Raw genomic sequence first — 12,959 nt, forward strand, 5'->3', positions numbered from 1 at the left:
GCTCTTGAGGACTATTTGTTGCATGTATTTAGTTTTCTCCTCTGAAATTTGGAATTGTTTCGAGTTCAATTAGTAATTCAGATAAAGTAACGGCATCTGCTTTTTGTTGTACAAGAGGTACATATTGTTTTAGTACGGATGCGGTCTTTTCGCCTGCAATTCCAACATGACCAATGGCAATAATTTCATCATCTTGATCAATTCTACTCATTAATAGGTTCGCTTGTTTCAAAATATGCTTAATTGTATATTGTTCATCAAAAAAAAGTTCATTTTCTAGATATGGAACTCTAAGTTCTTTTGCAAGAGTTGCTACAACACTTTTACCAGTCGTTTTACTATCCAAATAGTAAAGTTCTCTCTCCTTACATACTTCTAATATGATTCTCATAACTCGTTCATCTGCAGTTGCTTTTGAGCCCATGTGATTATTCATTCCTACAGCATGTGGAACATCATCAATAGCATCGTTCACTCGCTTCCTTATTTCTTCATCAGATAAATCGGTTGTAATTGCGCCAGGTCCTAACCAACTTTTTTTTCCTGCGATAGGTTCCATAGGGAGGTGAAGGATCACTTCATGACCATTTTTATGAGCTAATTTTGCATCCTTTTTTGTTGTTGGAAGAAAAGGCATTACAGCAACTGTTAATGGAATAGGCAAAGAGATAATTTCCTCAGTACCCTTCATATTATTACCTAAATCGTCAATAACAATGGCCACTTGTCTTTCATCTGATATAGGACCAGTCGTTTGAGCAACTGCGCTTGAATGTAATTGTACAAACAAAATAAACATACATGCAATAATAACTTTTATCAAAGATGATCACTCCTAATTTGGCTCTATGAACGTATCTCTTGGATACTTCTAATTCAACATTTATTTTTTCTATAGCCAATATATTTTTTATAGTTTATCCTTTTCATAAATTAATCATGTGTAGGTCATTTAAAATGGCTGTTTTCGTATACTTTGCTTTGTTGCTTTAAAAACTTGGCTATGTTAAAGCTTAATGTTGATTTTCAGCACTTTGTTGATTGGAGTGAAAGGCATGAGACTCCTGCGGGAGGAGCGTGTCAAAGGGAGACCCCACAGGCGCTTGCGCCGAGGAGGCTCCGGACCTAGGAAAAAACGAACTGCATTTTTTCCCGGGAAAGCGAATGCCTGTAACGGAAATCAACAACAAAGTTTAACAGAGCCAAAAACTTAAGTAAGTAGCACAGGATAAAGTCTATTGGCAAAATTTCTACCTAGAATACTACCGTTAATACTTTAGTATAATGTTTTGCCTGCATAGTTTAGTTCATTAACCACAATCTTTTGAAAAATGCCTATATAAAAGGCTCTTTTCTGAAAGATTGTTGCTAATTGATCAAATTATGTAGTGGAAACATTGTTGTTATAGCAAAATAGGTACTATTCTAAGAAGAAAAGATGTCACTATGCTTTATATAGCCTTGTTTACTTGGAGGAACATCCTTATAAAAAGGGAAGATGTTTAACATCTAGTAGGATTGGGAATACAGAAAATAGATAGATTTGATCTAGTGAAATTTATTAAACAAAGCAATGGTCTTGATCGTCAAATTTTTCAAGAAAATCATTTCTCTAGTAATTCACTTTTCTTCATAAATTCCATACCAGTCAATAATAAATTTTGAATTGAAAATTTTCACAAAATATCACTTGAATAGTAGGAGGGATTTTGATGAATTTCAATCGTAAAAAAACAAAGTTACTTGATGCAATAGACGATAAAAGACAGGAAATGATTGAAACTGCAAATAGAGAAGGATATACAAGTGAAACTGCAGTAAACTGTAGTCAGGACTTAGATTTACTTATAAATGAATATCAACTACTTTTAATTGAAGAGAAAAAATATTCCAATACTAGTCCAATATCTAACTTTGTCCATTCAATGAAAATGATTGCTTATAAAGACCGATTTTCTTATTAATTAAGGCTCTTTTCTGTAAGGTTGTTGCTAATTGACGTTATATCTGTTAGAAGCAGAGTATGATTGGATAAAAGGTCCGATCTGTAGAAGAAAAGATGCAACTATAATTTATAGATAGTTGTTTTTATCAGTCTCTAAAAACAATAAGTTTGTGAAAACAGCCTTAATTAATGCTATATAGAATAATTTGATACATACTTATGAATTTGTATGGCTGATGAGAAATCGCTGAAGAGTAAGGGGAAGGCTATATTTCTGAGACAAAACATGGTCAGAATAGGTAGCCTTTTTTATTATAAGGTATATTTACTTAGACCTAATTAGGAATTGAACGTTTCTGGAACATCTTCTATTCCTAATCGTTTAAGCTTTTCTTATTGGTCGTATAGTGATAAGATTTCAAATTTTGCATTAAAAACTTTCAATTAATATGACCATAAATACAATTCCGATGATAAAGGAATATGTTGCATAACGTTCATTACCATCTCCATGACTTTCCGGAATTAACTCTTTATATATGATAAACAACATGGCTCCAGCTGCAAATGATAGTCCATAGACGACTAAAAAGTCTACATAGCTTGTTAAATAAAAGCCTAGTAATGCTGATACAATCTCCACAGCCCCAGTAGCGGTAGCAATTAACAGTGCGCGAATTTGACTGATATTTTGTTTGATCAGAAACAGTGCAACTAGAAAACCTTCAGGTGCATTTTGCAAGCCAATGGCGAAGGCTATTAAATTTCCGGTTTCATCTGTATTTGATGCATAACTAACACCTACTGACAATCCTTCTGGTATATTATGTAATGTAATTGCAGCAATAATTAATAATGCTTTTTCATCAAATTCAATTCCTGTTTTTGAGTGTTGCAAATCTATATGAGGAATTTTCTTTTCTAGATAAGTTAAAGTTAATACACCTAAAAATATCCCTATACAAACTTCAATAACGCTCCCGGATTTTAAACTTTCAGGTATTAATCCTAACATGGCTGCAGTCATCATAATTCCAGCTGTAAAGGCTAAAAGAATATCCTTCCATCGATGAGAAAGGGAGTTTTTTAGAAATAATATTGGCAAAGCCCCTAATCCTGTTGATAAAGCTGATAATATGCTGCCTATTAGTACATTAGACATATTGTTATAACTCCTTTTTAGTACAGTTAACTTCATTTTATTATTTCTAACTATGCATTATGTATTAGATAGTAAGAAATTTTTAATATATAGTAAAGATATTCATTTGAATTTTTTAAAAATATACACTATGGTATTTGACATTAGCACATTGTTATTTAGAATGGAAGACTTATATCTTCTGGTCATATATTTATTTTGACAAATCTTAGATAAAGGCTCATACCATTCCAATCTATTCTTCGCTTCTGTTGAAAACGGACATCTAGATCGAGACAATATGTTAAAAAAATGGGTAACAAAAGTTTTATTGTTTGAAATAAAACTTTTGTGTAAAATAGGAATGAAGAGGTAAGTCAAAAGACAATGAGCGATGTGTATGGAACATCAACTTTTATAAGAAACATTTGACTTAGTAACCAACTTCGTCTATTATAATGCTAATTACTTTGAATTCAAGATAAATATTAAAAGGGTTGAATGATATTGGAAAAAACTAAGCAAATTGAAGATTCATTAAAATTCTTCATCGTACTTTCCCGTGCACATCGAGCTTTTAACGATGTTGTAAATAAACATATTTCTACGTTTAACTTAAACCCTACCGAGTTTGCGGTTTTAGAGTTACTATATCATAAAGGTGATCAGCCTTTGCAGCAAATCGGTGGTAAGATCTTATTAGCGAGTGGAAGTATCACATATGTAGTTGATAAATTAGAGCAAAAACAATTAATTATTAGAAAAGCATGTCCAAAAGATCGAAGAGTTACACACGCTCAAATTACCGAAAAAGGCATACAACTAATAGAGGAAATATTTCCTCCTCATCAAGAAAAAATTGATGAAATTGTAAGTGCTTTAACAGAGGAAGAGAAAGCTTTAGCAATCCAGCTTATTAAAAAAGTAGGCTATCACGCAAATGATTTACTTAAAAAAGAATAAGAAATAAAACGGATCAGCCATTAAAAGGTTGATCCGTTTTGTTTCATTGGTAATTAGTTTTTTTGCTCGTTAGGCAAGATAAGTATTTCTACACGTCTGTTCTTTTGTCTTCCATCCTTTGTTTCATTAGATGCAACAGGTTTAAATTCTCCAAATCCTTTGGCACTAAATGCCTTTGGATCTAATTTATCATTATCGATTAATATCTTCATGAAGTTTACAGCACGCATAACACTTAGATGCCAGTTAGAATCGAATTCAGAATTCTTAATGGGCACATCATCAGTATGTCCGCTAATAATAATATTTCTAGGAGGACTCATAATAAGAAGCTCTGAGATTTCAGAAGCTAATTCTTTATCTTTATTACGAATAGCTGCACTTCCTGAATCAAAGAAAATATCATTTAAGAGGGTAATTAATAAACCCTCATCTGTGAGTGTTGTTTTTAATTGTGTTTCGAGTTTATTGTTAGCAATATAAGAATTTACTTTTGTTTGAATTTTTTTGAGGTTTTCTTCTTCAAGTTTCTTTTGTGCTTCTTCTACTGCCTCTTTATTTGGTTCCTGTTCCTTTTGTACATCTAATTGCTCTAATTCACCATCTGGAGTTGGACTTGGATATTCTAATACACCTGTTCCTCCGGTAAATGTAGAATTGAATGCTCTTGCTAATTGTTGGAATTTCTGAGCATCAACTGAGCTCATTGCAAATAATACAATGAATAATGCAAGTACTAGTGTTAATAAATCAGCATAGGGAACAAGCCAAGATTCATCCATATGTTCATCTTCATGTTTATGCTTTTTCTTTCTAGCCATTTACACTCTCTCCCTCAGCGATTGAAGAGTTTATTTGATTTCTTTCACTAACTGGCAAGTAAGTTGCAAGCTTTTGTTCGATCGCTTTAGGTGCTTGTCCTTCTAATACAGATAAAACACCTTCAATCATTACTTGCTTCACTTTAGCTTCATGTTTTGATTTTCTCTTTAATTTGTTAGCAAAAGGATGCCACATAACATAGCCAGTAAAGATACCCAACATAGTTGCAACAAAGGCTGCACTAATTGCATGACCTAAAGCTGTAGTATCTGACATGTCAGATAAGGCAGCGACTAATCCAACAACAGCTCCAAGAACTCCAAGTGTCGGTGCGTATGTGCCAGCTTGTGTAAAGATAGCAGCAGAGCCTTGATGACGTTCTTCCATTGCTTCGATCTCTTCCGACATTACATCACGAATAAATTCAGCATTTTGACCGTCTACAGCCATGAGTAATCCATTTTTTAAAAAAGGGTCATCAACTTCTGAAAGTTTAGCTTCAAGTGCAAGAAGACCTTCTTTACGAGCTACTTGAGCCCAATCCGAAAATAAAGGAATAAGTTCTTGAATAGTAGCCGTTTTCTTCTCTTTAAAAATAATACCAAACAACTTAGGAACCTTTTTAATTTCATCTGTTGGAAAAGCGATTGTTACTGCTGCGATTGTCCCTAAAATAATGATTAATAAAGCAGCTGGGTTTATTAATACCGCTGGGCTAACGCCTTTCATAAACATCCCGACTCCAACTGCGATAATAGCAAGTATCATTCCAATTCCTGACGTTTTATCCATCGTAAATCACCAATTTTCTTATAATATTTTCATACCTATTATATCGGAAGATAGGAATAAACCTTTAGGATTTATCGAAGAACTTGTCGAAAGATGTGAAAAGTTTTTGAAGTGCATAACAAAAAACTCACTTTTTATGTGAGTTTTTGCCTTTTTTCATATTTGGATCATCATTTGAAGGGATCTTACTTGCTTCATCTCTTATTTTTATTGAGATTTGTTCATTCAGGTAATTACTTTGTAGTTCATATATTTTTTTTAGTGCATATTCATTTATGAACATGTTCTTTCCTCCATCTATAATAACATTTTGTTATCTTTATCATAATGGAAGAAAAAACCTGTTACGTCGTGTGAATGAAGGAAGTTTACATCGTAAAAATGACTTAGTGTAATAAGACCTTAGACTGATTTGGAAAGGCTGTTTTCGCAAACTTTGTTGCTTTTAAATACACGAGCAATCAGCACTGTATTAAGTCTAGTAGCATCTTTTCTTCATAAATAGGAATCCTATAGTGAAAAACACTGTTTTCACTCCAAATCTAGGTTACATAGCAACAATCGTTCAGAAAAGAGCCTTTGGAAAAGACATTCTTTATAATTAGTCAAGAAATATTGATAGTCCTATATAATAGAGTGGAAGAAATGCTATAACAAGATTGCAATAGAAAAAAAGACGGGAATAGAAGGTTGTTTTGTTCTCGGAAGCAAGTGATGCAAACAGTGATCCTAGTAAGCTAGTAAGGCAAAAAAAGCAGATCCCAAAAACTTGTCCTAGACGAATTTGATACAAAACAAATCCTATGCCAGATCCGTTAATTAGTAAAAAGCAGAAGGAAGCTAATATGTATAAATTAGAGTACTTTATCAATTTCAACACCTCTTAACATGTATATGTGTTAAAAAGCGATGCATGACAAGGTACAAACAAAAGTCTGTTTTTGTTTCATTTGCTAAGAACTTACTATATTAATGTTAAGTTCATTGTTTTTACCATGTAACAGCTAAACAAAAAACTGGGGAGCAAAAGGCCCCCAGTTTCGAAAGATTTCTATGTTTATGGACTCAATCAAGATATTATGTCTAAGTAAGTTTTATCATTGCATATGATAAAGAGTTTTGCATCTTTAGGTATCAATTTCTCAGGATGATTAATAATTGATAAATCACTTCCGTGTGATATTAGTATAGCTCCTTTTGCAGAAAGAGCCTTGTTAGCATCATCAAATGTAATCCAATCTTGTTTGTTAGGAATTGAGTATAAATCATATCCTTCATTACTTGTAAGCTGACGGATAATTTCACTTGATCCATTAAACATGATCGAACGGGCTGCTAAATGTGCTGCTGTATCATTTGCTGTAATAAATTCCTCAACATCAACATGTTGAAATGCGTGAATATGGTTTGAATTAGAAACCTCACAAATTGTATAAATATTTTTCTTGTGTTTCCTTCCAAGTCCTTCAAGAGTTGAAGCAATTAATAAAGTATGTCCGTCAGCCTGGGAAGCAGTCATTAAACCATCAGGTGAAAAAATCATCACAGATTTACAGTTTAAGAGGTTTGCTTGTTGAAGAACTTCTATATCAGCAGGATTACCACGAACAAAGTCAACTCTTTCATGTAAAACTGGTACTTTATTAAGATTTTCATCAATAATAACAATATGTATTTTATTAAAAGTAGCTAGAAGTTCATCTAATGTAATGGCTGCTTTTTTTGTCCAATTGATTAAAATAATATGATTCTCAGTCGTGACTTTCAATCTACCTTCCTCCTTTAATCGCTTCCGTATACTGAAGAAATCAATAACTTTACCAATGAAAATCGTCATTAGTCCAATTCCAACGATATATAAAAACATGGCAAATACTTTTCCTTCTACAGTAGTAGGAGATACATCTCCATAACCTACAGTAGCAACTGTTGTCATTGTCCACCAAAGTCCTTCAAACGGACTGGTAAATGTATCAGGTTCCAAAAAGTAAATAATATAGCTGCTTGAGAGTACTAAAGTAAGTGTCGCAAAGATTAGAAGCTGATTATTCATTTGAATCGCTTTTAAAAATAGTCTTCTTATAAAAATCATAATTTCACCTTTCTATAGAAAAATGGAGGCATCTATTATTATTTGCTCTTTCTTTAAGGCTGTTTTTGCAAACTATGTTGCTTTTAAAAACCTGAATCAATCAGCACTGTATTAAGTCTAGTGGCATCTTTTCTTCATAAAATAATACCCTTATAGTGAAAAAACACTGTTTTCACTATAAATTTTTGGTTACATAGCAACATTTGTTCAGAAAAGAGCCTTCTTTAAAAAGTTTAACATATTTATACATTAAGATTAAAATCAATTTTACTTCTTGATCAATAAGATTTTAATATTAAAGAATCATCTAAGGTTAACTTCATATAATGATACAAGCTTTATGTGACAAGGGTGAGGTGTATTAGATGATAAAATCTTGGTTTTCTTCCTTACAAGTTGCAGCAGTATATGTTGGAACGGTTGTAGGAGCTGGATTCGCAACAGGAAGAGAAATTGTTGAGTTTTTTACAAAATACGGTATTTATGGACTAGCAGGTATTTTGGTCGTTGGTCTGCTTTTTATTTTTATAGGAACCAAAATGCTAATTTTATCAAAACGAATAAACGCAACATCATATCAAGAGTTAATGATTTTTTTGTTCGGAAAGAAGTTTGGTGGATTTATTAACGGATTTATGTTGGTTATTTTATTAGGGTTAACATCAATAATGCTGTCAGGTGCGGGAGCGATTTTTAATGAACAGCTTGGTCTATCAGTACGAATAGGTGTCATTATAACAATACTGCTAACGATTTGTGTGATGTTTTTTGGTGTGAGGGGTTTATATGGTGTCAATCTTATTGTAGTGCCAATGTTAATTTTATTTAGTGTGATGCTTGCGATTCAATCTTTTTCTATAGAACCTTTCCTTACAAGTTTCGATGGTACATCATCATCTTCAATTAACTGGATTTTAGCAGCTTTTTCTTATGCAGCCTTTAATTTAACAATGGCTTCTGCAGTTTTAGCTCCACTCGCTAATGAAATAAATGATGAAAAGGTGTTGAAAAGAGGAGGTATTATTGGAGGGATTTTCCTAACATTAATTTTAATTTGCAGTCATATTGCATTATCAACTTTACCAAATTTACTACAATATGATATACCGATGGCAGAAGTGATGAAAACAGCATTGTATTCATTTCACTTCATCTATATTGCGGTTATATATGGAGAAGTTTTTACATCTGTTATAGGAAATCTGTTCGGGTTAGAAAAACAAATTCTATCTTATATTAAAGTACCTAGGATGGTTATTATATGTGCAATTTTGTGTGTCGCAGCATTTATAAGTAAAATTGGCTATAGCTCTTTGATTTCTTCGTTGTACCCAATTTTCGGCTATTTATGTTTAGTTATGCTGGTGTTACTTATAGTAAAGAAGCTACCCAAAATATAGGTTTTAATATATGCTAGATTTATAGAATTAGTTAGATTGTTGAAGTAATACAAGAAGGGGGACGCATGTTGGAAAGAATTGCGATCATTTCTGATATACATGGAAATATACCTGCACTTAATGCAGTTTTAAAGGATATTGGAGAAAAACATATACAGAGGATTATTTGCTTAGGTGATTTAGTAGGAAAAGGACCTGACTCTGATTTAGTTATTGACATAATTAAAAATGAGTGTGAAATAGTCGTTAAAGGAAATTGGGATGATTTCATCACAAAGGAAACTGAGTTTGAAACATTGAAATGGCACCAAAATAGATTAAATAATGATCATTTTCATTATCTCGAGTCTTTACCGTTTTCTTTTGATTTTTACATGAGTGGAAAATTCATTCGCTTATATCATGCTTCACCACATAGTGTGTATACTAGAATACAGCCATGGGATTCAATCGAAAAGCGTTTAAGTATGTTTGATGATACAGAGCATACAGGTTTTAATAAGATATCACCAGATGTAGTCGGCTACGGTGATGTTCATCAGGCGTTTATTCAGCATTTTCAGGGGAAAACGCTATTTAATGCAGGCAGTGTTGGTAATCCTCTAGATCTTACTCAAGCTTCTTATACCATATTAGAGGGAGATTATCAGTCTAACAAGGAGTCTAGTATGGCAATTCAATTCGTAAGGGTTCCTTATGATATAGAACTAGCTATTCAACTAGCGAAGAATAAAGAAATGCCTGATTTACAACCTTATATAAAGGAATTAACCACAGCTAAATATCGAGGGATAAAGGATTGAGATATATGGAAAGAAATAAGAAATTAAATATTTTGTGGGATTTTGATGGAACACTATTTGATACATATCCAGCATTTACAATGGTCATGCATGATCAATTAAAGGGACGTGTTTCACATGCTGATATATTAAAAGAATTGAAGAAATCCTTTACACATGCAGCAAATTTTTTTGAATTAACAGATGAAGACGTCTTAAGTTTTAAAAAGAAAGAAAAGTCATTATCTCCTCATATAAAAAAGCCTTTTCCTTTCGTTGAAGAGGTTTTAAAAACCTCAAGTTTAAATGTAATCATGACACATAAGCCAAGAAATGAAGTTAATACCATATTAGATTATTATAATTGGAATCATTATTTTCACGAAATAGTTGCAGGTGATGATGGTTTTCCTAGAAAACCCAACCCAGCTTCTTATCAATATTTACATAAAAAATATAGTCTCCATCTTGCTGTAGGAGATCGAAAGTTAGATATTTTGCCAGCTAAAGAGATTGGTCTAAAAACATGTTTATTTCAAAATGATGAAAAAGGTGCCGATTTTTATTTGAAATCTTATGAAAATTTCTTTGACATTGTGACGATTAATTAACCGTTATTTTAATTGGCTCTGTTAAACTTTGTGGTTGAATTCCGTTACAGGCATTCGCTTTCCGCGGGCGGTCCGGAAGCCTCCTCGGCGCAAGCGCCTGTGGGGTCTCCCTTCGACACGCTTCTCCCGCAGGAGTCTCATGCCTTTCACTCCAATCAACCAAGTGCTAAAAATCAACCATAAGCTTTAACATAGCCTTTTTATTAAACACTCCTATGTTAAGGCGCTCTTCTGAAAGATTGTTGCTATGTAACCAAAAACTTGGTTTAACAACAGTGTTTTGTCACTATAAGGGTTTTATTTTATGAAGACAGTATGCCACTAGACTAATACATTGCCGATTGCTTCGGATATTGAAAAGCCACATAGTTTGTGAAAACAGCCTATGTTAAAGAGTATTTTTGATATATGTACTATGAAAAATGTGATGGTCCAACAAACTCGTTATAATTCGCGGAAATTTTTTAATGTCATTCCTGGAAACCGGACGATTAGAGTTGTCTACACAAGTTAGATTCTAGAATTTAGAAATGATATATAACTACAAATCACGTATATAACGTAAAAAACTTCAAATTTGATCATATTCTGTTGTTTTTTATTGTAAAAGGTATTATTAACCGTATTATCACATATTTATTTAAGAAATCGGGTAAGTGTTATGTTTGACTGCATAGTTTCTTCGTATTATGATTATCTTAATAAAACTGTGGGGTGATAATATGGGGCAGTGTTAAAAATGAATAGTCTACTAGCATCCCTTATTGTTCTCCAAGCGGACGCTAGAGATATAAATACTTTGTAAAAGAATTTAATTATATATAACTCTCAGGAGGTGACTCCTTTTCCGTTTTTGACGGAGTAAGGAAGCTTATTTGGACATAGTGAATTTGTTGCTTGTTGCAATTTTAATCGCTCTTACGGGTTTTTTCGTAGCTTCAGAATTTGCCATTGTAAAAATTAGGAGCTCTCGTATTGACCAATTAATTGCAGAAGGAAACAAAAAGGCAGTAGCAGCTAAAAAGGTTATTGATAATCTTGATGGTTATTTATCTGCCTGTCAATTAGGTATTACTATTACAGCGTTAGGGCTAGGTTGGCTTGGTAAACCAACAATTGAACATTTACTTGTTCCATTTTTGGAACAAGTTAATTTGCCTAACTCCATTTCAACAGTCATTTCTTTCACAATTGCTTTTATGACTATTACATTTTTGCATGTTGTTGTAGGTGAATTGGCACCGAAAACGGTGGCTATTCAAAAGGCTGAAGAAATTAGCATTTGGTTTGCAAAGCCTTTAATGGTTTTCTACCGTTTAATGTACCCGTTTATTTGGGTTTTAAACGGATCTGCACGATTTATAACAGGGCTTTTTGGTTTGAAGCCTGTTTCAGAACATGAACTAGCTCATAGTGAAGAAGAGTTAAGAATTATTCTATCTGAAAGCTATAAAAGTGGAGAAATCAATCAATCTGAATTTAAGTATGTGAATAAGATCTTTGAATTTGATAATCGAATAGCTAAAGAGATTATGGTACCACGTACACAAATCATCTCTTTATCAATTGATGCACCAATTCAGGAGCAATTAGAAATTATTAAAGATGAGAAGTATACAAGATATCCAATAGTAGACGGTGATAAAGATCATATTATTGGTATTGTAAATATAAAAGAAATATTTACTGATCTCATTCACTTCGAAAATGAACAGCCATTTTCAATAAAAAAATATGTTCGTCCAATAATGGAAGTGATTGAATCTATTCCAATTCATGAGCTACTTTTAAAGATGCAAAGGGAAAGAACTCATATGGCAGTTTTAATTGATGAATATGGTGGTACAGCTGGACTTGTTACGGTTGAGGATATTCTTGAAGAAATTGTTGGAGAAATTCGTGACGAATTTGATGCAGATGAAGTACCTCTTGTTCAAAAAATTAATGATTCAAAATATGTGATTGATGGTAAAGTGCTTGTTAGTGAAATAAACGATCTATTGGGTCTGGATATTGACGACTCTGATGTTGATACTATAGGCGGCTGGATATTAACGAAGAATTATGATATTCAACGTGGAGGAATCGTTGAGTTTGGTTCACATATATTTAAAGTAAATCAAATGGAAAACCACCACATTCGTTCAATTGAAATTTTTCAAAAACAACCAGAACTATTACCAACACCTAAACCATTATTAGAAAAGAAAATAGCAACTTCTTAAGAAGAACTTACAAATGTAGGTTCTTTTTTTTCGTTAACGATTTTTATACTTAAAATAAATTTTAATAAGAAGCAACAATGTATTCATAAAGATCCATGATTGATCCTTTATGAATGGCTACTAAATGATCTTTTATAAGTGAACTATTATTTGTGTTATAAATTCTGACAATAAAAAGAGAATCAA

12 protein-coding genes are annotated in these 12,959 nt (G+C 32.6%); 6 read left to right on the forward strand and 6 right to left on the reverse strand.

What is annotated here, in order from left to right:
• Positions 1-28: 28 nt before the first annotated feature.
• Positions 29-820, reverse strand: a complete 792-nt coding sequence (locus LC076_RS10540) for a divergent polysaccharide deacetylase family protein (protein ID WP_226668560.1) — start codon at positions 818-820, stop codon at positions 29-31.
• A gap of 892 nt (positions 821-1,712) precedes the next feature.
• On the opposite strand from LC076_RS10540, the gene LC076_RS10545 reads away from it, so the two are divergent.
• Complete coding sequence (locus LC076_RS10545; protein WP_226668463.1) at positions 1,713-1,964, forward strand: aspartyl-phosphate phosphatase Spo0E family protein; 252 nt, start codon at positions 1,713-1,715, stop codon at positions 1,962-1,964.
• 411 nt (positions 1,965-2,375) lie between these two features.
• On the opposite strand, the gene LC076_RS10550 is transcribed toward LC076_RS10545, so the two are convergent.
• Positions 2,376-3,107, reverse strand: coding sequence for a ZIP family metal transporter (locus LC076_RS10550; protein ID WP_226668465.1), 732 nt, complete (start codon positions 3,105-3,107; stop codon positions 2,376-2,378).
• 486 nt (positions 3,108-3,593) lie between these two features.
• On the opposite strand from LC076_RS10550, the gene LC076_RS10555 reads away from it, so the two are divergent.
• Complete coding sequence (locus LC076_RS10555; protein WP_413465967.1) at positions 3,594-4,049, forward strand: MarR family winged helix-turn-helix transcriptional regulator; 456 nt, start codon at positions 3,594-3,596, stop codon at positions 4,047-4,049.
• A gap of 53 nt (positions 4,050-4,102) precedes the next feature.
• Here LC076_RS10555 and motB read toward each other — a convergent pair whose 3' ends face one another.
• From motB to LC076_RS10575, 4 genes are all read right to left on the reverse strand, one after another.
• Positions 4,103-4,870 (reverse strand): flagellar motor protein MotB, encoded by a 768-nt coding sequence (gene motB / locus LC076_RS10560; RefSeq protein ID WP_226668469.1) that lies wholly within the window; start codon positions 4,868-4,870, stop codon positions 4,103-4,105.
• Positions 4,863-5,663 carry a flagellar motor stator protein MotA gene (gene motA, locus LC076_RS10565; protein WP_226668470.1) on the reverse strand — a complete coding sequence of 267 codons (801 nt, stop codon included), beginning with the start codon at positions 5,661-5,663 and terminating at the stop codon, positions 4,863-4,865. The genes motB and motA overlap by 8 nt, the downstream gene beginning before the upstream one ends.
• Positions 5,664-5,790: 127 nt before the next feature.
• On the reverse strand, positions 5,791-5,946 hold the full coding sequence (locus LC076_RS10570; protein WP_226668473.1) for a hypothetical protein: 156 nt from the start codon (positions 5,944-5,946) through the stop codon (positions 5,791-5,793).
• A gap of 786 nt (positions 5,947-6,732) precedes the next feature.
• On the reverse strand, positions 6,733-7,755 hold the full coding sequence (locus LC076_RS10575) for a potassium channel family protein (RefSeq protein ID WP_226668474.1): 1,023 nt from the start codon (positions 7,753-7,755) through the stop codon (positions 6,733-6,735).
• A 365-nt stretch (positions 7,756-8,120) separates the two neighbouring features.
• Here LC076_RS10575 and LC076_RS10580 point away from each other — a divergent pair, with 365 nt between their 5' ends.
• From LC076_RS10580 to LC076_RS10595, 4 genes are all read left to right on the forward strand, one after another.
• Entirely contained in the window at positions 8,121-9,155 is a 1,035-nt protein-coding gene (locus LC076_RS10580; RefSeq protein WP_226668477.1) for a hypothetical protein, read from the forward strand.
• A gap of 68 nt (positions 9,156-9,223) precedes the next feature.
• Positions 9,224-9,958 (forward strand): metallophosphoesterase family protein, encoded by a 735-nt coding sequence (locus tag LC076_RS10585; RefSeq protein ID WP_226668480.1) that lies wholly within the window; start codon positions 9,224-9,226, stop codon positions 9,956-9,958.
• A gap of 5 nt (positions 9,959-9,963) precedes the next feature.
• Positions 9,964-10,548, forward strand: coding sequence for an HAD-IA family hydrolase (locus LC076_RS10590; RefSeq protein ID WP_226668483.1), 585 nt, complete (start codon positions 9,964-9,966; stop codon positions 10,546-10,548).
• Positions 10,549-11,423: 875 nt separating this feature from the next.
• Positions 11,424-12,773 (forward strand): hemolysin family protein, encoded by a 1,350-nt coding sequence (locus LC076_RS10595; protein WP_226668485.1) that lies wholly within the window; start codon positions 11,424-11,426, stop codon positions 12,771-12,773.
• Positions 12,774-12,959: the final 186 nt, after the last annotated feature.

Origin of the sequence: Metabacillus litoralis, from assembly GCF_020524045.1 — a bacterium.
Lineage (GTDB): Bacteria > Bacillota > Bacilli > Bacillales > Bacillaceae > Metabacillus > Metabacillus litoralis_C.